The organism is Gluconacetobacter takamatsuzukensis, from assembly GCF_014174275.1.
In the GTDB taxonomy this organism is placed as follows: Bacteria; Pseudomonadota; Alphaproteobacteria; order Acetobacterales; family Acetobacteraceae; genus Gluconacetobacter; species Gluconacetobacter takamatsuzukensis.
In genome coordinates this window covers 57,445-78,897 of sequence record NZ_JABEQK010000013.1, presented here as the reverse complement: position 1 = coordinate 78,897, position 21,453 = coordinate 57,445, and the positions used below count along the sequence as shown (strand labels likewise).

19 protein-coding genes are annotated in these 21,453 nt (G+C 68.2%); 9 read left to right on the top strand and 10 right to left on the bottom strand.

Translation table 11 applies throughout. The annotated features are described in order from the left end of the window. Positions 1 to 127: 127 nt before the first annotated feature. The 6 genes from HLH27_RS14885 to miaA all read right to left on the bottom strand — a co-directional run bounded on the left by HLH27_RS14885 (position 128) and on the right by miaA (position 7,232). Positions 128 to 1,312 carry a methyl acetate hydrolase AcmB gene (locus HLH27_RS14885; RefSeq protein WP_182950825.1) on the bottom strand — a complete coding sequence of 395 codons (1,185 nt, stop codon included), beginning with the start codon at positions 1,310 to 1,312 and terminating at the stop codon, positions 128 to 130. Positions 1,313 to 1,429: 117 nt separating this feature from the next. Further along, positions 1,430 to 2,437: an AraC family transcriptional regulator gene (locus tag HLH27_RS14880; protein ID WP_182950824.1), complete on the bottom strand. Its 1,008-nt coding sequence runs from the start codon at positions 2,435 to 2,437 to the stop codon at positions 1,430 to 1,432. 217 nt (positions 2,438 to 2,654) lie between these two features. After that, on the bottom strand, positions 2,655 to 3,674 hold the full coding sequence (ilvC, locus tag HLH27_RS14875) for a ketol-acid reductoisomerase (protein ID WP_182950823.1): 1,020 nt from the start codon (positions 3,672 to 3,674) through the stop codon (positions 2,655 to 2,657). 42 nt (positions 3,675 to 3,716) lie between these two features. Continuing rightward, complete coding sequence (gene ilvN, locus HLH27_RS14870; RefSeq protein WP_408870859.1) at positions 3,717 to 4,226, bottom strand: acetolactate synthase small subunit; 510 nt, start codon at positions 4,224 to 4,226, stop codon at positions 3,717 to 3,719. Between the two features lie 108 nt (positions 4,227 to 4,334). Continuing rightward, the gene (gene ilvB / locus HLH27_RS14865; protein WP_182950821.1) at positions 4,335 to 6,161 is read right to left on the bottom strand and encodes a biosynthetic-type acetolactate synthase large subunit; all 1,827 of its coding nucleotides are present in this window, start codon (positions 6,159 to 6,161) and stop codon (positions 4,335 to 4,337) included. Between the two features lie 72 nt (positions 6,162 to 6,233). Then, positions 6,234 to 7,232, bottom strand: coding sequence for a tRNA (adenosine(37)-N6)-dimethylallyltransferase MiaA (miaA, locus tag HLH27_RS14860; protein WP_182950820.1), 999 nt, complete (start codon positions 7,230 to 7,232; stop codon positions 6,234 to 6,236). 30 nt (positions 7,233 to 7,262) lie between these two features. Here miaA and serB point away from each other — a divergent pair, with 30 nt between their 5' ends. Continuing rightward, entirely contained in the window at positions 7,263 to 8,159 is an 897-nt protein-coding gene (gene serB / locus HLH27_RS14855; protein ID WP_182950840.1) for a phosphoserine phosphatase SerB, read from the top strand. A 129-nt stretch (positions 8,160 to 8,288) separates the two neighbouring features. On the opposite strand, the gene HLH27_RS14850 is transcribed toward serB, so the two are convergent. Next, the gene (locus HLH27_RS14850) at positions 8,289 to 9,227 is read right to left on the bottom strand and encodes a cation diffusion facilitator family transporter (RefSeq protein WP_182950839.1); all 939 of its coding nucleotides are present in this window, start codon (positions 9,225 to 9,227) and stop codon (positions 8,289 to 8,291) included. A 198-nt stretch (positions 9,228 to 9,425) separates the two neighbouring features. Between HLH27_RS14850 and HLH27_RS14845 the strand changes: the two genes are divergently transcribed. From HLH27_RS14845 to HLH27_RS14815, 7 genes are all read left to right on the top strand, one after another. After that, complete coding sequence (locus tag HLH27_RS14845; protein WP_182950819.1) at positions 9,426 to 10,265, top strand: nitrilase-related carbon-nitrogen hydrolase; 840 nt, start codon at positions 9,426 to 9,428, stop codon at positions 10,263 to 10,265. A gap of 28 nt (positions 10,266 to 10,293) precedes the next feature. After that, entirely contained in the window at positions 10,294 to 11,097 is an 804-nt protein-coding gene (locus HLH27_RS14840) for an NAD kinase (RefSeq protein WP_182950818.1), read from the top strand. Between the two features lie 103 nt (positions 11,098 to 11,200). Then, positions 11,201 to 13,498 (top strand): TonB-dependent siderophore receptor, encoded by a 2,298-nt coding sequence (locus HLH27_RS14835; protein ID WP_408870857.1) that lies wholly within the window; start codon positions 11,201 to 11,203, stop codon positions 13,496 to 13,498. Positions 13,499 to 13,538: 40 nt separating this feature from the next. Then, entirely contained in the window at positions 13,539 to 13,787 is a 249-nt protein-coding gene (locus HLH27_RS14830) for an iron transporter (RefSeq protein WP_182950817.1), read from the top strand. Further along, a complete protein-coding gene (locus HLH27_RS14825; RefSeq protein ID WP_182950816.1) occupies positions 13,784 to 15,226 on the top strand; it encodes a PepSY-associated TM helix domain-containing protein in 1,443 nt (480 codons plus the stop codon). The genes HLH27_RS14830 and HLH27_RS14825 overlap by 4 nt, the downstream gene beginning before the upstream one ends. A gap of 1 nt (position 15,227) precedes the next feature. Then, on the top strand, positions 15,228 to 15,551 hold the full coding sequence (locus tag HLH27_RS14820; RefSeq protein ID WP_182950815.1) for a hypothetical protein: 324 nt from the start codon (positions 15,228 to 15,230) through the stop codon (positions 15,549 to 15,551). A gap of 140 nt (positions 15,552 to 15,691) precedes the next feature. Next, positions 15,692 to 16,834 (top strand): MFS transporter, encoded by a 1,143-nt coding sequence (locus tag HLH27_RS14815; RefSeq protein WP_182950814.1) that lies wholly within the window; start codon positions 15,692 to 15,694, stop codon positions 16,832 to 16,834. Here the strand turns inward: HLH27_RS14815 and HLH27_RS14810 are convergent. From HLH27_RS14810 to HLH27_RS14800, 3 genes are read right to left on the bottom strand one after another with little or no spacing between them, the layout of a single operon-like run. Further along, positions 16,814 to 17,452, bottom strand: a complete 639-nt coding sequence (locus HLH27_RS14810; protein ID WP_182950813.1) for an ABC transporter ATP-binding protein — start codon at positions 17,450 to 17,452, stop codon at positions 16,814 to 16,816. The two genes, HLH27_RS14815 and HLH27_RS14810, sit on opposite strands and share 21 nt — an antisense overlap. Further along, entirely contained in the window at positions 17,449 to 18,681 is a 1,233-nt protein-coding gene (locus tag HLH27_RS14805) for a hypothetical protein (RefSeq protein ID WP_182950812.1), read from the bottom strand. The genes HLH27_RS14810 and HLH27_RS14805 overlap by 4 nt, the downstream gene beginning before the upstream one ends. Next, entirely contained in the window at positions 18,681 to 19,247 is a 567-nt protein-coding gene (locus HLH27_RS14800) for a cupin domain-containing protein (RefSeq protein ID WP_182950811.1), read from the bottom strand. The genes HLH27_RS14805 and HLH27_RS14800 overlap by 1 nt, the downstream gene beginning before the upstream one ends. 194 nt (positions 19,248 to 19,441) lie before the next feature. On the opposite strand from HLH27_RS14800, the gene HLH27_RS14795 reads away from it, so the two are divergent. Beyond that, complete coding sequence (locus HLH27_RS14795) at positions 19,442 to 21,430, top strand: NAD(P)-binding protein (protein WP_182950810.1); 1,989 nt, start codon at positions 19,442 to 19,444, stop codon at positions 21,428 to 21,430. The last annotated feature ends 23 nt before the right edge of the window (positions 21,431 to 21,453 follow it).

Sequence of the window (21,453 nt, the reverse complement as noted above, 5' to 3'; positions counted from 1 at the left end):
GAAAGAGCAGCCCAGGCAAAGCAGGACTGGCGCATCCGCACCAGCGAACCCGCCCCATCGCCCCGATACCGGCGACATGCCGCACCGGCCCCGCCATCACGCCCGCCGGATCGGCGGATGCCAGCCCCTATCCGGCCAGTCCGCTGTCATAGACAAAGGTTTCGAAATCCATGAACCTCCCGAAGGTAAAGCTATCGGCAAACGGGAGTATCTGCGTGGCCCAGAACCCACCCAGACCGTTCTTGCGGTCGATCCAGTAATAGAGATTGGCCAGCCCCGCCCAGCCCAACGCCCCGGCGGGCCGCCCCGTCGGCGCGGTCTCATCGTTGATCATGAAGCTGTATCCCCATGATTTCGCCTGTCCGGGAAAGAACTCGGCATCATTGGACAGGGCCGGAACCACCCCCCTGAGCGGCGAGAGCTTCAGCTCCCCCAACCCGTTACGGGCCATGGCGGCAACGGTTTCCGCCCGCAGCACGCGCCCGTTTTCCCCCATGCCGTCATTCAGGATCATGCGGATGAACCGCATATAGTCGCCGACCGTGGAATAGAGCCCATGCCCGCCCATATGGATTTCGGGTTCCTGCGGCAGTTCGAAATCCGGCAGCGGCGTCAGCGCGCCATTCGGTTCGCGCTGATGCATCGTGACCAGCCGCGCGCGCATGGCGGGCGACAGGCTGAAACCCGTATCGCGCATGCCAAGGGGGTCGAAGACCCGCTCCTTCAGCACCTCCCCCAGACGGGCCCCCGCGATCCGTTCGACCACCTGTCCCGCCCAGTCGATATTGACGCCGTAATTCCACCGTTCGCCCGGATCGAACAGCAGCGGAGCGGTGATCGAGGCCCGGGTACCCGACACGATACTGGGCAGCCGCCCCTCTTCGGCAAGGCGCCGGTAGGGCTCGTTGAAGAAATCATATCCGAACCCGGCCGTATGCAGCATCAGCATCCGGGTCGTGATCTCGCGCTTCGGCGGCCGGCATCGGGGCGCGCCATCGGCATCGAACCCCTCGATCACCTGGATATCGCCAAGCTCCGGCACATACATCCTCGCCGGCGCATCCAGGTCGAGCCGACCTTCCTCCACCAGTTGCATGACCGCGACCCCGGCCAGCGCCTTCGTGCATGAAAAGATCCGGAAGACCGAATCCGTCGTCATGGCCGCGCCACCGACCACGCGCGCCCCGGCCGCACCGGCAAAGACCGTGTCCTGGCAATCCGTCACCATGGCCACGACACCCGGCACAAGCGGGGCCCGGGCGACCGTATCGGCAAGAAGACCATCGCACAGGGTCTTAATCCTGTCCCACATAACTGTCCCTACAAAAACGAATATATAGTGGGACAATGTCGCCGGACGCGGCCGTCATCTACCTCCAGTCGGCATCGGATATCTCGGATCGGCAAGCTGAAGGCCTGCGCGCTTCAATCAATCGTGACGTCGCCCCCGGGTCGCCGACGGCAATTCACCGAAACGCATGCGGAAACTCTGCGCGAATTCGCCGAAATTCACATACCCCCAGCGACTGGCGATCGCACTGACCGTCTCGCCGGGCGCCGAGGCCAGCAGGTCGCCCCGCACCCCCAGCAGCCGCTGCTCGCGCAGGAAGGCACCGGGCGTCGTGTCCCGATACCGCCTGAAGGCACCGGTCAGCGCCCGTACGCTGACACAGGCGGCAGCAGCCACCTCCGTCATGGTCGGCTGGCTGGCCGCATGCTCCCGCATGAATTCCTCCGCCCGCCGGACATAGACCGGCGCCGCATGCCCGTCCCCCCGACCCAGGTCGATCCCGGCGCCGGCCGCCCATTGGCGCAGAAGCTCGATACAGACAATCTCGCCCAGATGCGCGCCAACACGCTCGTCCAGCCCCGACCGCATCTGGCCGACGGTACGGGTCACATATTCCATCAGCGCGATCCAGGACGAATTCCGGTCCCCAAACCGGACCTTGGCGGTCCACAGGCGATCGTCGGGCAGAAAGCCAAGCCAGTGCCGGGCGATCTCCGCCAGCCTGTCATGGCCGATCGTGAGGTTGAGCTGAAGATGGTCCTCGCTCGCCTTCAGCCAGTAGGGCGTCCGGCTGCAATCGGCCACAAAGCTCTCGCCGCTGCGGGTATGCACACTCTCTCCCCGCATGGCGGCATGCTCCACCCCGCCGCGCAGCGTGGTCAGGACCAGCACGCGCCCGGCAGCGGGGTCGAATTCCGAAAGATGCACCGGCACCCCGTAGGAAAAACGGGTGGCGACAATGCCGCCGATCCCGACGGAATACATGGTGGCATCGGGCCGCCGCGCGCGCAGGAGCGGCTGCGTTCTGTAAGGCATGTAGACCTGCCTGCAAAACGCATCGACTTCGTCCCAGTCGGACGAATGCGGACTATGGTCCTGGATGATGGGGTTGCCGCTGGCATCGAGCAATAATGCGTCTTCAAGCATCGGGTCTTGCCGGCTCTCGGCGCCCCGACTGTCCGGGTCGCGGAACGCTATCCCCTAGCGCGCCATCCCTGCCTGCGAGAAATCAACATCCCGGGACCATCGGGACGGTCATCACAATAAAGAAAGACGGCTCTTCTTCACGGCCGAAAAATCCGACAAAAGCCGGCAACAATAAAAGCGGGGGCGGGACCAACCGGCCCCGCCCCCTTCGTCGAAATCAGTTGCGGGTCTTGTCGACCAGCGCATTCTTGCCGATCCACGGCATCATCGCGCGCAGCTTCTCGCCGACCTGCTCGATCTGGTGGGCGTTGTTGCGGGCGCGGATCGCCTTGAAGCCGACATTGCCGGACTGGTTTTCCAGGATGAAGTTGCGCACGAAGGTGCCGTCCTGGATATCGGTCAGCACGCGCTTCATCTCGGCCTTGGTCTCGGGCGTCACGATCCGCGGACCGGTGACGTATTCGCCATATTCCGCGGTGTTCGAGATCGAGTAGTTCATGTTCGCGATGCCGCCTTCATAGATCAGGTCGACGATCAGCTTGGTCTCGTGCAGGCACTCGAAATACGCCATCTCGGGGGCATAGCCGGCCTCGACCAGCGTCTCGAACCCGGCGCGGATCAGCTCGACCAGGCCACCGCACAGCACGGCCTGCTCGCCGAACAGGTCGGTCTCGACCTCTTCCTTGAAGGTCGTCTCGATGATGCCGGCCCGGCCGCCGCCATTGGCCGAGGCATAGGACAGCGCGATTTCCAGCGCATTGCCCGACGCATTCTGCGCCACCGCGACCAGCGAAGGCACGCCGCCGCCCCGCTGATATTCCGAACGCACCGTGTGGCCGGGGCCCTTGGGCGCGATCAGGAACACATCCAGGTCCGGACGGGCCTCGATGATGCGGAAATGGATCGACAGGCCATGCGCGAACGCCAGCGCCGCACCCTGCTTCAGGTTGGCTTCCAGATGCTCCTTGTACAGCGCACCCTGCCCCTCGTCGGGCGTCAGCACCATCACCACGTCGGCCCAGGCGGCGGCGGCGGAGGGGTCCATGACCTTGAAGCCCGCACCCTCGGCCTTGGCCACGGCGGTCGAGCCCGGACGCAGGCCGATCACCATGTCGGTGACGCCGCTATCCTTCAGGTTGTTGGCATGGGCATGGCCCTGGCTGCCATAGCCGATGATCGCGACCTTCTTGGACTTGATCAGGTTCACGTCGGCGTCGCGATCGTAATACACGCGCATGATAGGATCTCCTGTTGAAACGAAAGAAAGAATGACCCGCCGTCAGATCGTCCGGGGACCCCGGATGATCGCGGCCACGCCCGTGCGAGAGACCTCGGCCAGGCCGAGCGGACGCATCAGGTCGATGAACGAATCGAGCTTCTCGGTCGCGCCGGTCAGCTCGAAGACGAAGGATGTGGCGGTGGTATCGACCGCCCGCGCGCGGAAGGCCTCGGCAATCCGCAGGGCCTCGGTCCGGGGCTCGCCGCTGGAAACGACCTTCACCAGCGCCATTTCCCGCGCGACATGCGGCCCCACCTGCGTCAGGTCGGCCACGCGATAGACCGGCACCAGCCGCCCCACCTGGGCCTTGATCTGCTCGATCACCTGCGGCGTGCCCGAGGTCACGATATTGATGCGCGACTGGTGGCGCGACTGCTCGACCGGCGCCACGGTCAGGCTTTCGATATTGTAGCCGCGCCCGGAAAACAGCCCGATCACGCGGGCCAGCACGCCGCTTTCGTTTTCCACAAGAATGGAGATGACCGCGGAGACAATCGTCTCGTCCTGCATGGTCATGATGAGAATTCCTGAACAGGGGCTGGCACGGCGCGCGCGCCGATGCCGGTATACATCAAGGGAAGCGGCCGGACAGGCCGAGGGGGACGAAGGCGCGTCGGATCAGACCAGCATGCGGCCCTCGGCGCTGACCTTCACCTCGCCTTCCTGCTCGGGCCCCAGAAGCATCTGGTTGTGGGCCGCGCCGGACGGGATCATCGGATAGCAGTTCTCATCCTGCGCCACGCAGATATCGGCCACCACCGCGCCGGGCTCGGCCAGCATGGCGCGGATCACGTCGTCCAGCTCGCCCACGCAGGTCGCGCGCATGCCCTTGGCATGGAAGCTCTCGGCCAGGCGGACGAAATCCGGCAGCGCCGCGCTGTAGCTCTCGGAATAGCGCGAGCCATGCAGCAATTCCTGCCACTGGCGGACCATGCCCATATACTGGTTGTTCAGGATGAACAGCTTCACCGGCAGGCGATATTGGGCGATGGTGCCCAGCTCCTGGATGTTCATCAGGGTCGAGGCCTCGCCCGCGATGTCGATCACCAGCGCGTCGGGATGCGCGACCTGCGCTCCCACCGCCGCCGGCAGGCCATAGCCCATGGTGCCCAGCCCGCCGGACGTCAGCCAGCGGTTCGGCCGGTCGAACTGGAAATGCTGCGCCGCCCACATCTGATGCTGGCCCACCTCGGTCGAGACGAACGTGTCCCGCCCGGTCTCCATGGCCAGTTCGTACAGCCGGCGGACGGCATGCTGCGGCCGGATGATAGCCGACGGCGTCATGTCCTGGTCGAAATGCAGGCTGCGGATGCCGCGCCAGGCGTCGATCTGCTGCCACCACTGGGCCAGCGCCGCCGGGTCGCTGGCACCGTCCTGCCGGTCCCATTCCTCCAGCATCATCTCGATCACGCGCCCGGCGTCACCGACGATCGGCACGTCGACCTGCACGATCTTGTTGATCTGCGAGGGCTCGATATCGGCATGGATCTTGAACGACCCGGGCGAGAACGCATCCAGCCGCCCGGTCACCCGGTCGTCGAACCGCGCCCCCAGCGCAATCAGCACGTCGCAGCCATGGGTGGCCAGGTTGGCCTCGTAGGTCCCGTGCATGCCCAGCATGCCCAGGAACTGCCGGTCGGTGGTCGGATAGGCCCCCAGCCCCATCAGGGTGGAGGTGCAGGGGAATCCCGTCTTGCGCACCAGCCGGCCCAGCGCCTCGCTGGCCTGCGGCCCCGCATTGATGATGCCGCCGCCGGTATAGAACAGCGGGCGGCGCGCGCGCTTCATGGCCGCGACGGCACGCACCACGGCCTCGCGCTCCGGCTCGGTGCGCGGGCGGTAGGATGGATGCGGCGCCCGCGACGCCGGGGCATAGGGCGCCGGCCCCACCGAGATATTCTTGGGCAGATCCACCACCACCGGCCCCGGCCGGCCGCTGCGGGCGATATGGAAGGCCTCGTGCGCCACGCGGGCCAGGTCGGCCGGGTGCTTCACCAGGTAATTATGCTTGGTGGCCTGCCGGGTGATGCCCGTGGTGTCGGCCTCCTGGAACGCATCGGTCCCGATCAGCGGCACGCCGACCTGCCCGGTGAAGCACACGACCGGGATGGAATCCATCAGCGCGTCCACCAGGCCGGTCACGGCATTGGTCGCGCCCGGGCCACTGGTGACCAGCACCACGCCGACCTTGCCGGTCGCGCGCGCATAGGCCTCCGCCGCATGCACCGCCGCCTGCTCGTGCCGCACCAGGATGTGCCGCACCGCGTTCTGCTTGAACAGCGCGTCGTAGATCGGCAGCACGGCGCCGCCCGGATAGCCGAAGATGACATCGACCCCCTGCTCGACGAGAACGCGAAGCAGGACCTCGGCACCGGAGAGGACGAGATCCGTCCCCTGGTCGCGCGTGTTCGGCTTCAGATCGTTCAGGTTGGGTGTCGCGTTCATGTCCCTGCTCCTCCATCCGGCGTGTTTGACGCGGGGCCACAAGCCCCCCTCCGGACGGAATGTCGGCTGGGTTTAGGGAAACTGACGGCCGGCGTCAATCTGTTTTAGAATAAAAGAAATGACGTCGCCGTCATTCCTTTCCATTTGTTGCGCATCGGTGCCAATCCGCGTGTCGATCACCCGCGTATCGGCCGCCTCCGCCAGACGATGATGCGCAAACCAGGTCGTCTGCCGCCGCGTATAGCGCCCCGTCGCCAGCACCGCGCGGGCGGCGGCCTCGTCCAGCGCCAGTTCCCCGCGCAGATGGGCCGCCAGTTCCGGCACCCCATGCGCCCGCATCGCCGGCAGCGCCGGGGACAGGTCCTGCGCCAGCAGCGCCCGCACCTCCTCCAGCGCCCCGGCATCCAGCATCGCCGCGAAACGCCGTGCGATGGCCGCCCGCAGCACATCGCGCGGCGGCTCCAGCCGCACCGCCACCCGATGGCAGGCCAGAGGCGGCAGCGTCGCCGCCCGGCGCCAATGGGCCATGCCGTACCCCGTACCCGCCCATACCTCCCACGCCCGGGCCACCCGCTGGCTGTCGGAGGGGCGAAGGGCCGCGGCACTTTCCGGATCGACCGCCGCCAGCCGCGCATGCAGCGCCGCCGACCCCTCTTCCTCCACCAGCCGGCGCGCCTCGGCCCGGGCCTCGGCGCCGGGGTCGGGAATATCGGTCAGCCCATCGGTCAGCGCGCGCATATACATGCCGGTGCCCCCGCACAGCACCGGCAGCCGCCCCCCGGCCCATGCCGCCTCGATTTCGGCCATCGCACAGGCGCGCCACCAGGCCACGCTGCCGGTCTCATGGGCGGGCAGCACGCCATACAGGCGGTGCGGCACCGCCGCTTCTTCCTCCGGCGACGGCCGGGCAGTCAGGATCCGCAGGTCGCGATAGACCTGCATCGAATCCGCATTGATGATCACGCCACCCACCGCACGCGCCACCGCCAGGGCCAGCGCCGATTTGCCCGAGCAGGTCGGCCCCGCGATCACCACGACCGGCCGTCCGGACAGATCCACCGCTTGCGTCATGCCGCCTTCCCTGTCACACGCCTGTTCGTCATGTCGCTGTCCCATACCATCACGCTCGTCGCCCGCCGCGACGCCACGACCCTGACCGACGCCGATGCCCGCGCCGCGCGGGACATGGTGAAGGGCGGCGTCCCCGTCATCCTCTCGCCCGGCGAGGCCGTGGACATCCCCAGCCCCGCACCCCATGCGGGCATGCCGACGCTGGACACGATGCGCGCCGTCTTCGGCCCCCGCCATATCGACGTCCTTCTGACGCGTTCGCGCGGACGACGCAAAGGCCTTCTGGTCGCGGACATGGACAGCACCATCGTCGCCAACGAAACGCTGGACGACCTCGCCGCCCACGCCGGCATCGGCGAACGCATCGCCGAGATCACCCGCCGCTCGATGAACGGCGAAATCGATTTCGCCGCCGCTCTGCGCGAGCGCGTGGCCCTGCTGGCCGGCCTGCCCGCCACCCTGCTGGAAGCCGCGTGGGCCGACGTCCGCCTCAACGAGGGCGCGCGCGAACTGGTGGCGACCATGCGCGCCCGCAACGCCCGCACCGCCCTGGTCTCCGGCGGCTTCACCTTCTTCACCAGCCGCGTCGCCGCCCTCTGCGGCTTTGCCGAACATCATGCGAACGTGCTGGAGATCCACGACGGCACCCTGACCGGCACGGTCGGCGAGCCGATCCTCGGCCCCGACGCCAAGCTGGCCCACCTGCGCCGCCTGGCCGAGGACGGCCGCCTGAAACCCGCCGCCACCATGGCGGTCGGCGACGGCGCCAACGACCTGGCGATGCTGAAGGATGCCGGGCTGGGCATCGCCTTCCATGCCAAGCCGATCGTCCGCGCGGCCATCGGCAACCGGGTGGAGCATGCCGGCCTGCGCGCGCTGCTGTTCGCGCAGGGCTACCCGGCGGGGTCGTTCGTCAGCGAGGAATAAGAGTCTTCTTTTTCTGAAGAAAAAGAAGCAAAAAGACTTCTGATCCGTTCAGGGCCATCGCATGTGCCCAGCACAAGACTCCTGAACGAATCAAAGTTTTTTGGTTCTTTTTTCAAAAAAGAACAACCTTCACTGCCGTCCCCTGGCCATCCGCGCCGACGCATCCTGCGCCTCGATGAACACATGCGTCACCTCCGGCATGGCGGCCCGGATCTGCTCCTCGATATGCGAGACCGCCCGCTCCACCTGCCCGGCGCTCAGCCCGTTATCGAAATCCAGGCTCAGCGCCACCAGCACGTCCGACGGCCCGAAATGCATCGAGCGCATTTCGTTCAGCCCCAGCACCCCGGGCTCGCGCAGGGCCAGGGCCCGCACCCGGGCCAGGGATTCGGCCGCCATGCCCTCGCCGGTCAGCAGCGACTGGGTCTCCCGCGCCAGAAAGGCCGCGGTCACGGTCAGGATCACACCGATCAGGATCGAGGCCACGCCGTCGAGCATCGGCAGGTCCAGCGTTTCCGCCAGGATATTGCCCAGGAGCGCCACCCCCAGCCCGCACAGCGCCGCCGTATCCTCGAACAGCACGGTAAAGACGGTCGGGTCCTTGCTGTGCCGCACCGCCTCGATCCAGCCGCGCCGCCCCTTGCCGTTGCGGCGGAACTCCCGCAGCGCCGCCAGCCACACCGAACCCTCGAACAGGATGGCCAGCAGCAGCACCACGTAGTTGACGACGACATGATCCACCGGCTGCGGATGGCGAATCCGGCTGACCCCCTCGATCACCGAGACCCCGGCGCCGAGCCCGAAGATCAGCAGCGCCACGACGAAGGTCCAGAAATACAGCTCCAGCCCATAGCCGAACGGATGCAGGGCGGTGGCCGGCCGCGCGGCCCGGCGCAGCCCCACCAGCAGCAGCATCTGGTTGCCGGTATCGATCAGCGAATGGATCGCCTCGCTCAGCATCGCGGCACTGCCGGTCATGAAGGCGGCGACGAACTTGACGACGGCGACCAGCAGATTGCCCCCAAGGGCCGCATAGATCACGAAACGGGACGACGAGGCGGCCATGATGACTCCGGAGCACAGACGCTCAGCATAGACCGGATGCCGCCCGCGTCGAAGATGCTCCCGGCGAAAACCAGCCCCCCGAAGCGGGCGGCAGTTGCGGGCGGGTCGGCCCGCCCCTTATAAAAGGCGGCTGACGATCCCTCTTGCGGATCGGACCATGGATCGGCCGGCCGGCCGCATCCCCTTCGCACGGAGTGTCAGGTGCGCACCACTGTCGTCCAGATGGCCCCCGGCGCGTCCCTGCCGGACAATATCGCCCAGGCGCGCGAGCTGATCGCGGCCGCCGTCGCCGCCGACCGGCCCGACCTGGTGGTACTGCCGGAAATCTGGAGCTGCCTGGGCGGCACGGCAGAGATCAAGTTCGCCAATGCCGAGGAACTCCCCGCCCCCGGCACCACGGCCGGCACCGGCCCCCTCTATCGTTTCCTGGCCGAGACCGCGCGCACGCACGGCATCACGCTGCATGGCGGCTCGATCGGCCAGCGCCATGGCGACAGGCTGCTCAACACCAGCTTGGTCTTCGGCCCCGACGGGGCGGAACTGGCGCGCTACAGCAAGATCCACCTGTTCGACATCACCACCCCCGGCGGCGAAGGCTACCGCGAGAGCGACACATACGCCCCGGGCAGCGACATCGTGACCGTCCCGGTGGGCGCGTTCACCGCCGGGCTGGCCATCTGCTACGATCTGCGCTTCGCCGAACTGTTCCTGGCCCTGCGCCGGCGGGGCGCGAACCTCATCGTGCTGCCGGCGGCCTTCACCGCCGAAACGGGCGAGGCCCACTGGGCCACGCTGCTGCGCGCCCGCGCGATCGAGACCCAGTGCTGGGTCGTGGCCTGCGGCACCACCGGCACCCATATCGATGCCGGCGGCCATCCCCGCCGCACCTACGGCCATTCCATGATCGTCGATCCATGGGGCACGATCGTCGCGCAGGCGTCGAACGGCATCGGCTGGGCCACGGCCACCCTGCGCCTCGACCAGGTCGAGCGTGTCCGCGCCGGCATGCCCGTGCTGGCCCATCGCCGCCTGAATACGTGACAGCGCCCCACCCGGCCGCGCCCGCGCGATGACCGAAGTCCATCCCCCCATCTGGCCCCATGGCGGCGCCCCGCGCCGCCTGTGCTTCATCTCGGCCCCCAACGACCAGGCTCGCCGGACCCGCGACGAACTGGTCGCCCGCTACGGCCAGTACGCCCCGCAGGACGCCGACGCCGTCATCTGCCTGGGCGGTGACGGCTTCATGCTGGAAACCCTGCACAGCATGCTGGGGCAGCCGATACCGGTGTACGGGATCAATTGCGGATCGGTCGGGTTCCTCATGAACCCGACCCTGCCCGACGACCTGCCGGCCCACCTGGCCCGCACCCAGGCCGCGACGCTGCACCCGCTGCGCATGTGCTCGGTCGACAGGGCGGGCGTGGAAACCCGGGCCCTGGCCCTGAACGACGTGTTCCTGTTCCGCCAGACCCGCCAGGCCGCGAAGATCGAAATCGCGGTCGACGGCCGGGTCAGGATGCCCGAACTGATCTGCGACGGCGTGCTGGTCGCCACCCCGGCGGGCTCGACGGCCTATAATCTGTCGGCCCACGGCCCCATCGTCCCGCTCTCGGCCAATCTCCTGCCACTGACCCCGATCAGCGCCTTCCGCCCCCGGCGCTGGCGCGGCGCGCTGCTGCCCTCCACCGCCCGGGTCACGCTGACGATCCTGGAAAGCGAAAAACGCCCCGTCGCGGCCGTCGCCGACTTCACCGAGGTCCGCGACGTGGTACGGGTGGAAATCGCCGAGGACCGCACATTGCACGCCACCCTCCTCTTCGACGCCGACCAGAGCCTGTCCGAACGGATTCTCGCGGAACAGTTCACGGTCTGAGCACCGGACCGACACCACGCCCGCCTCCGTCACGTTCCCCCGAACGCATAACCGAAACGCATGCCTGCCACACGACAGACGCATACAAGTTTTGTTTTATTAAATGAAGTTGAGATTAATTATCATATGCACAATAGTGCGCCTCCCAAGCCGGAGAGCACCAGTGACTGCCGAAACCCGTCCTTCCCGATCCTTTTCCCTCACCATCGGGCTGCTATTGGCAACGTCACCGGCCCTGGCGGCCGAAAGCCCCCGGCCCGCGCCACCCAAGCAGGTGCAGGCCAAGCCGGCGCAGGACGGAAAGACGCGGGCTGCCGGCACGAAAGCCACGGGCATGAAGACCAGCGCCACGGAGGCCGAACATATCGTCGTCCGCGCCCGCCGCGCCGCGACCGTGGCCGCCTCGGCCACCAAGAGCGACACGCCGCTGATCGACACCGCCCAATCCGTCACCGTCGTCACCCGGAACGAGATGGACGTCCGCGGCGTGCTGAGTCTGAACCAGGCCGTCCGTTACGCCGCGGGCATTACCCCGGACCTGCGCGGCGGCGTGGGCACGCGCTACGACCAGTTCCTGCTGCGCGGCTTCACGGTGCCGACCTTCCTCGACGGACTGAAACTGCAGGACAGCCCGACCGGTTATGCCGTCGCCCAGACCGATACCTCGCGCCTCGACCGGCTCGAAATCCTCAAGGGCCCGGCTTCCGCGCTCTACGGCCAGTCCAGCCCCGGCGGACTGGTCGCGCTGTCCAGCAAGCTGCCGACCGACCTGCGCTCCTACGGCAGCGTGGCCGCGACGGGCGGCAGCTTCGACCTCTATCGCGTGGATGCCGATGTCGGCGGGTATGCGACGAATGACGGCCTCGTGCGCTACCGCATCTACGGCACCGTCAACGGCCAGCACACCCAGCTCAGCAGGACAGGCAGCCGCCGCTTCTCCATCAGCCCTTCCTTCACCTTCGGCGGCGACGGGCCGACCACGCTGACACTGCTGGGCAATTATCAATACGATCCCGAGAACGGCACCTATGGCGGCGTCCCGCTGGTCGGCTCGCTCAAGCGCGCATCGTACGGCTATCTGCCGCGCAATTTCTATGACGGCGACGTGCCGTTCGAGAAATTCAACCGCCGGCAGGGTTCGATCACCTATATCTTCAATCACCAGTTCAACAAGGACTGGAGCTTCACGTCCCGCGGCCGATACGACGATATCATGACCGAATATCGCAGCGTGTACGACATGGGATATTACACAAACGAGGAAGAAGGCCTGCTGAGCCGCTCCGCGATCGCCACGAGGGAGCACGCGCACAATCTGGCCTTCGACAGTCAGTTCAAGGGCCATGTGCGTACCGGCCCCCTGCAGCACACGATGATGTTCGGTTTCGACTACATGCAGCAGAGCGCGACGGAAGTCGGACAGTATGGTGCCGCACCCGACCTCGATGTCTTCCATCCCGACTACCACATGGTCATTCCTGCACCCGACCCGTGGGTGAATTACCGAACGGATTCCCATCAGGTCGGCGTCTACGGGCAGGACGAAATCCGCTGGAACCGCCTGATCCTGACCGGCAGCCTGCGTAACGACTGGTATCGCTCCACCCAGGTCGACAACCAGTACGGCGGCACGACGCGGCAAAGCCCCAGCCAGATCACCTGGCGCGCATCGGGCCTGTATCATTTCGGCTTCGGCCTGGCGCCCTACATCAGCTATTCGACATCGTTTCAGCCGCAATCGGGACTGGTTTCCAGCGACGGCGGACTGTCGCTGCATCAGGCCAGTCCATCGGTCGGCAAACAGCTTGAAGGCGGCCTGAAATATCAGCTTCCGGGCACCTCGCTCCTGCTGACCGCCGCCGGCTTCCATATCGAGCAGACCAATGTTCTGGTTGCCGTCGGCAGCACCGGCTACTCGGTCCAGAGCGGCCTTGTGCATTCGGATGGCTTCGAGTTCGAAGCGCATGCCGAAGCCTTCAAGAACCTGATGATCGACGCGGCCGTCAGCGTCCAGAAGGTCCATGACGATTCGACCGGCAAGCCGCTGATGCAGTCCGGCAAAGGCAATGCCTCGCTGTTCGCCTTCTACACGATGCCGTCCGGCCCCGTGAAAGGCCTCGGTTTCGGCGGCGGCCTGCGCTACACCGCGAAATCCTATGGCGGCGAGGCCGATTACGGCAGCGTCTGGGTGCCGCAATATGCGGTCTTCGACGGGTCGCTCCGCTACGATCTGTCGAACGCCTCCCGCTCGCTTCGTGGATGGACGGTGTCGGCCAGTGTCCGCAACCTCTTCGACAAGAAGTTCATCGCCAACTGCATGGCCTACGCCTCCTACGGGCAGGAATTCTGCTATTACGGCGAACGCCGCAACGCCCAGGCCACCATTGGCTACAGCTGGTAATCCCCACCGCCGCCCGTCCGCCGGCCGGGCGGCCGTCGCCGTGCGCACGGTGGCGGCCATCGGCGGCGGCTACGGCATCGCCGCCCTCACGGCGCTGGCGCTGTCCCTCTGCCTGCCCTGGTCGCCGGCCGAAAACGTGACGGCCGGAATCCTGGCGGGCCTGCTGGTCTGGCCGGCAATGGTCATGCTGTGCTTCGCGCTCCGCACCCTCCTCCAGGTCTGCATGGCCATCGCGTGCGGCGCCGCCCTGCCGGCAGCCCTGGCCCTGCTGGGCGGATGGCGGCCATGAAGCCCACCTTCCGCACCGCGATGACCTGGCTGCACGACTGGGCGGGCCTTCTCACCGGCTGGGTCCTGCTGGCCATCGTGCTGTCCGGCACGCTCAGCGTCTTCCGTCCCGAAATCAGCATGTGGATGCGCCCCGAACTGGCCGGCCGCACCGCCGACCCCATCCAGGCCGGCGCGGCCGCGATCGACTGGCTGCAACACCATGCGGCCCACTCCTCCGCCTGGTACCTCACGGCAGCCGGCCCGCGCGCACCCTTCACCTGGGGCGTGTGGCAGCAGCCGGACGGCCAGTTCGTCCAGCACGCGCTCGACCCGCTCTCCGGCGCGCCCGATACGCTGCGCGATACGCTGGGCGGCGAATTCTTCTACCGGTTTCATTTCGAGCTCCAGCTTCCCTACCCGTTCGGCCGCCTGCTCGCCGCCATCGCTGCCCTGTCGCTGGTGCTGGTCCTGGTCACAGGCATCGTCGCCCACAGGCGCTTCTTCGCCGATTTCTTCACCTTCCGGTCCCAGAAGGGGCAGCGAAGCTGGCTCGACGCCCATAACCTGCTCGGCGTCGTCGCCCTGCCCTTCCATCTGGCCATCGCGCTGACCGGCGCGGTCACGCTGGGCAGCCTGCTGCTGCCGTGGGGCGCCACCTCCGCCTATCAGAACAGTTCAGCCGATTTTCAGGACGATCTCTCCCCCGCCATGGTGGCCCGCCCGGCCGCCGGCACACCCGGCACCCTGGCGCCGGTCGCACCGATGCTGCGCGAGGCCGCGCGCCGCATGGGCGCCGACGGCATCGCCCAGATCTATGTCTACAACCCCGCCGATGCGGCCGCGACCATCATCGTCACCAGCGATAACGGCGCCCATATCGGCTTCGCCACCCATGTACTGCGCCTGGACGGCACGACCGGCCAAATCCTGGCCGATTATCGGGAACACCGGCCGGTCATCTCCACCTTCGCCACGCTCTACGGCCTGCATGTGGCCCGCTTCGCCCCCCTCCCCACACGCTGGCTCTATTTCGTCTCGGGCCTGATGCTGGCAGCCGTGATCGCCAGCGGGCTGAGGCTGCGCACCCTCCGCAGGCGCCGGCAGGGCCGCCCGACGGAAAGGGTCGAGCGCCTGAACGTCGGCATGATCGCCGGCACCCCAACCGCCTTCGCCGCCTATTTCCTGGCCAACCGCCTGCTGCCCCCCACCCTGCCCGCCCATGCCGACCGCGAGGTGCAAGCGGTCTTCATCGCCTGGGGCCTGCTGCTGGCCCTCGCCATGCTGCTGCCCGCCGCCCGGGGCTGGCGCGTGCTGTCCGGCCTCGCCGTGCTGGCCCTCACGGCAGTCGCCGCCTTCGGCGCGCCCTGGCACAGCGCCATCGAACAGGGCACCAGCGCCGTCGCAATCCTGCTCGCCGCCGGCTTCGCCTACGCCGCCTCGCACCGCCCGGCAGCCTGACATGCCGCTCGCCCTCATCCTCTGCGGCCTGGCAGCCGCCATGCTGCTGGCCGCGGGCAACGAACGGGGCCGAAGCGCACTCCTGGGCCATGCGGGCACCCAGGCCACGCGCCGCCGCACCCGCCTCGGCGGCTATGTCCTGCTGGGCGTTCTCCTGTGCCTTCTGATCCACGCCGAAGGCAATCTCCCCTTCGCCCTGGTCGCATGGCCGCTGGCCTGCGGCCCGGCCCTGCTCGTCGCGGCGCTGGCCTGCACGGTGCTGAAGCGGCGGCGCACGAACGAAGTCTCTTCTTTTTCTGAAGAAAAAGAAGCAAAAAGACTTTGATTCGTTAAGGGACAGACATGCCCCAGCAAAAAACTCAAAAACAGATCAAAAGTTTTTTGGTTCTTTTTTTCAAAAAAGAACATCTTCCCACCCTCTCCCGCCCATGGGCCAGCGTAGCCGGCTCCGCCGCCGGCTACGCGATGGACGGTTTCGATTTCCTGATCCTGGGCTTCATCCTGCCCGCCCTGGTCCGCGACCTGCATCTCAGCCTGACGCAGGGGGCGTGGCTGGTCAGCGCCACGCTCTTCGGCACGGTGGCCGGCGGGCTGGTCTTCGGCCTGCTGTCCGACGCGCTGGGGCGGGTGCGGGTCCTGGCCATCAGCATCGTCCTCTTCGCCCTGTTTACCGGCCTGTGCGGCATCGCCCGCTCCTACCCGGAACTGCTGGCCTACCGCGTGCTGGCGGGCGCCGGACTGGGCGGAGAATTCGGGATCGGCATGGCACTGGTGGCCGAATCCTGGCCACCGGCCTACCGCGCCCGGGCCTCGTCCTATGTCGGGCTCGGCTGGCAGGCCGGGGTCTTCCTCGCGGCGGTCTCCACGCCTATCCTGCTGCCCACGATCGGCTGGCGCGGCATGTTCCTGCTCGGCGCCGCGCCGGCCCTGGTCGCGGCACTCCTCCGCAGCCGGCTGCCCGAGCCCACGCGCGCACCCCGCCCGGCCCCGACCGGCATCGTGGCGCCGCTGCGCCGGATCCTCGGCAACGCCCCCGCGCGGCGCAACGCGCTGGGCATCCTGATCCTCTGCTCGGTCCAGAATTTCTGTTATTACGGCGTCATGATCTGGCTGCCGAACGACCTGGCAACCCGTTTCGGCTACAGCCTGACCCGCACGGGCCTGTGGACGGCCATGACGGTCCTGGGCATGGCGGCCGGCATGCTCGCCTTCGGCCAGGTGGCGGACCGGGTCGGGCGCAGGACCGCCTTCAGGGTCTGGATGCTCGGCGCCGCCACGATGGTCATCGTCTATTCCCGGATGACGACGCCGCTGGACCTGCTGCTCGCGGGCGCGGCCATGGGCTTCTTCGTCAACGGCATGATCGGCGGCTACGGCGCCCTGATCAGCGATTGCTACCCCGCGCCGATCCGCGCCACCGCCCAGAACCTGCTGTTCAACGCGGGCCGGCTCGTCGGCGGGTTCGGCCCGGTGGCCATCGGCACGCTGGCCGCCTCATGGGGCGTGGGCAGGACCATCGCCCTTCTCTCGCTCCTCTATCTCCTCGACCTCGCCGCCCTGTCCCTGGTCGCGGCACGGCCGCCCGCCTCAGCCGGCGCCGAACAATGACAGCATCCCGATGGTGGCCGCCCCGCTCGCCGCGATGAACGCCTCGTCGTGCGACGCATACAGCACCATCCGGTCCCGCCCGGCCTCCCGCAGCAGGCGCGCCAGATCGTCGCGCGCGGCCCGGTCCAGCCCGTTCGAGGGCTCGTCCAGCAGCAGCACCGGCGGCGCGCCGATCCAGCCCGCGCACAGCAGCATCTTCCTGCGCGTCCCCAGCGACAGGGCATCGAAGCGCGTGCGCAGATGCCGGTCCAGACCGAACCCGCCGAGCATGGCCCGGATATCGGCCCCAACCTCTACCCGCCGCGCGGCCGCGACGAACCGCAGCAGATCCTCGCCGGTCATGAACGGATAGACAGGGCTCCCATCCGGCACATAGGCCAGCCGCCGCCGCGCCTCCCCGGGCGCCCGCACCAGGTCGATCCCGTCGATCAGGACCCGACCGGCCTCGATCGGCTGCGCCCCGGCCAGCATGCGCAGCAGCGTCGACTTGCCGATGCCGTTCTCCCCCCGCAACGCATGTACCCCCGGCCCCAGCTCCAGCCCAAGCCCCGCAAAGACCGTGCGCCCCTGCACGGACGCCCGAAGCCCCGAACAGGCCAGATGCCCCCCGCCCGTCATCGCGACACCGCCGCCATCGCGGCCCCCGACCAGCCGGCGGCCAGCAGCAGGCTCAGGACCAGCCGATAGCGCCCGCCATGCAGCACCGGCCAGCGCAGCAGTACCAGCAGCCCCTGCCCCGCCACCGCCAGCCCGGCAAGGACCGCCAGCAGGCCACCCCCCGCACGCCCCTGCGGCCGCAACAGGATCGCCAGGGGCACCAGATTGACCAGCATCAGAAACCCCGTGTCGCGCAATGGCCAATAGCGCGGCGGCAACGGCAACGTGGCCAGATAACCCGCCGCCGCCCGATGCGCATCGAACAGGGTGCGATACAGGCCCGCCAGCAGCAGCCCGATCGCCGCCACGGCCACGATCAGGGTCGGCACCGCACGCGTGTCGAAATCGAACAGCGCAACCAGCCGCGCCACCCCCAGCGCCAGCCCGACTGCCGTCCCGATCCGCAGGACGGACAGCACCGGCCGATCCGCCAGAATCCCCCACTGCACCCGCAGCGCGGGCGTGACAAACCCCGCCCGATCGAACACGACCGCCGCCCGCCCGGGCAGCCGGGCCCGCCGGCGTCCCCCCATCCCGGCCAGGCGGCCACCGAACCCGGCCAGCCCCACGGTCCCGGCCAGCGCCACGCCCAGCAGGCCCCAGCGCCCCACGGGCGACGCCACATCCAGCCCGGCGACAGCCAGCACATCCCCCACCACAACCGGGCCCAGAAGAACCCACCGCCGGATCACAACGGCATGCTGGGCCACCCCCGCCAGCCCCAGCACCACCAGAAAACAGCATAGCGGATACGCCCCACCGGCAAGCAGGCCGATCCGCCCGGCGGCCACCCCCGCCGACAGCAGCAAGGGGCCGTCGGCCACCGCCAGCACCGTCGCCGCGACCGACAGGCAAACGGCGCGGCCCACCGGCAGCGTGGCCACGTACGTCATGAACGCACCCCCCGCCAGCGCCCGCCGCTGCGGCAGGACCCACAGCATGGCCGCCAGATCGACCACCACCGCCGGCCCGACATGCCCCGCCATCCCCATCCCGGGCGCGACCACAGCCCCCAGCAGCAGGGAAAATTCCAGAAACGGCCCCACGACGGGCGTCCCCGGCACCAGCAGGCCCGCCAGCAGCGCCCATTGCCAATGCCGCGCCAGCAGGTCGCGCCCCACCCGGCCGTACCATCGCAGGCGCAGACCGGCCAGCCGGCCATACAGGCCCGGCCCTCCCCCCGCCGCCATCAGCCCGGCCCACCGGCCGGCAGCGCGCAATTGACCCACAATACCCGGCTTTCGCCGTCATGCGCGTTCATGAAACGATGCGGCCGGGGACTGGCAAAACGGAAACTGTCGCCGGCCTCCAGCAGCATGTCCCGCTCCTCTACCACCAGCATGATCCGCCCTTCCAGCACCAGCCCGGCCTCGATGCCCTCATGGGTATACAGTGCGTCGCCCGTCGTGCTGTCCGGCGCCAGCGTCACCATGAACATCTTCAGCGGCGCCTCGTCCTGCGGCGTCAGCAGCCGCTTCGCGATACCGTTCCCCAGCGCCACCGGGGGCCGGCGCGTCCGCCGGACCATGATCGGGTCCGCCGCCCCCGACGGGTCGAGAAAATCGCTGGCCGAAGCATGCAGCATCTCCGCGATCCGGACCAGGTCGCGTACCGAGGGCGAGGACAGGCCGCGTTCGATCTGGCTCAGATGCCCGACCGAAATCCCGGCCCCATCCGCGATCCGTTGCAGGGACAGGCCCAGCGCCTTCCGCCGCTGGCGCAGATGCCGCCCCAACCCACCATCCGGATTTTCCATGCACCGCCTTCACCGGGTGAACGATCAGCATGTCCGGATATAACCGGTTTTTTCACGAGCGTGAAAATTTTCTTGCCCGCCCATCGTATCGTTCCTATAACAATACCGACAATCCAGCCATCGTTCGCGTCCCGATGCCCATCCGGCGAACAGCCTGGAGGGGTCCGCGGAATCACGTCCGGAGTCGCGCGCCCATGTCAGACCGCCCCGCGATCACGCGCCGCGATTTCATCAATGGCGTTGCCGCCGCAACAATGTCGGCCGGCGCCCCCTTCGGCACCGCCCCGACCCTTGCTGCCACCCCTGGGCCGGACAGCGTGCCCCCACCCCGCCGCACCGGCCTGCGCGGCAGCCACCCCGGCGCGTTCGAGGCCGCCCATGCCCTGCGCGACGGCACGCTGAAACCCACCACCGGCCATGACAGCGGCGCGGTCCACGACCTCGTGGTGGTCGGCGGCGGCCTCAGCGGGCTCGCCGCCGCCCATTTCTTCCACCGCTATGCCGGCGCCGGAAAATCGGTCCTGATCCTCGACAATCACGACGATTTCGGCGGCCATGCCAAGCGCAACGAATTCGTCGTGGACGGCCACCTGCTCGCCCTCAACGGCGGCACGCTCGAAATCGAATCTCCCGCCCGCTACGGCCAGTGGGCCCGCCGCGTGCTCGACGATATCGGCGTCGACCTCACGGCCTATCTGCGCGAGAACAGGCGCGAAGCCGGCCTGTACGACCGGCTGGGCATGGACCGCGCCTTCTTCTTCGACAAGGGCGCCTGGGCGTCGGAAGCCCTGGTGCCAAGGCGCATTCCCCCCGGCGCGTCCTGGTACGGCTTCGGCCCCGATTTCGTGGCCAGGGCCCCGCTGGGCGAAAAGGCCCGGGCCGATCTCGCCCGCCTCCTGGCGCCGCACCAGCCCGACTATCTCTCCGGACTCGGCATCGCGGAGAAAAAGAAGCGGCTGGCAGCCCTGCCCTACGACCGCTACCTGGCCGACTGCGCCGGGGTCGACCCCTCGGTGGTCCGGATCTTCGCCAAGGCCGGGGCCGGGGTCTTCTGCGTGGGCGCCGACGCCATGCCCGCCCTGTTCGCCTGGGCCATGGGCTATCCCGGCTTTTCCGGTCTGGGACTGGGGGAATTGCCGCAGGGCCTGCTGTCCGACCTGCCGGGCGGCCAGCATGGGCGGCAGGCCGAAAGCGGCTCGTCGGTACATTTCCCCGACGGCAACGCCACCCTCGCCCGCCTGCTGGTCGCCGCCCTGGTCCCCACCGCCACCCGCGCCCGCAGCCAGGACGAGATGGGCACGGCCCAGTTCGATTACGCGAAGCTGGATATGCCGGGCGCCCCCACCCGCATCCGCCTGTCCACCCTGGCCCTCGAAATCGCCCATGACGGCCCGCCCGACCAGGCCGAAACCGTTTCCATCCTCTGCGCCCCGGCCGGCAACCCACATCCCGACGCGATTACCCGCGTGCGCGCCCGGCAGGTGGTGCTCGCCTGCTGGAACATGGCGATCCCCTACATGGTCCCGACCCTGCCGGCACCGCAGAAGGCGGCCCTGTCCTATGGCGTCAAGGGCCCGATCGTCTACGCCAACGTCGCAATCCGCAACTGGCACGCGTTCCACAGGCTGGGTGCCGCGGACATCGATTGCCCCAGCCAGTATTTCGAGCAGGTGCAGCTCGCCGAGGCCGCATCCCTCGGCGGCCTCAGGGCGCCCTCCGATCCCGCGATGCCCAACGTGGTGCGGCTGATCAAGACCTACGGCGTCCCCGGCCTGCCCACCAAGCGCGACCAGCACCGCGCGGGCCGCGCCATGCTGCTGGCCACCTCGTTCCAGACATTCGAGGCCGAAATACGCGCCCAGATGCAACGCATCCTCGGCCCGGGCGGGTTCGATGCGGGGCGCGACATCGCCGCCATCACCGTCAATCGCTGGCCGCACGGCTACGCCTATACCTATAACAGCCTCTACGACCCGCCCGAATGGGTCTTCACCGAAAGCGCGCAGCGCCCCTGCGTCATCGGCCGCCAGCCCTTCGGCCGCATCGCCATCGCCAATGCCGATTCCGCGGCCAGCCCGCATACCGACGCGGCGCTGGAATCCGCCCACCGCGCGGTCGTCGAGCTGCTGGACCGGCAGGCCTTTCCCTTCATCGCCCCCTCCCCCGGCCCGGCCACCTTCTAGGCCGCCCGCCCAGACAACCGAAC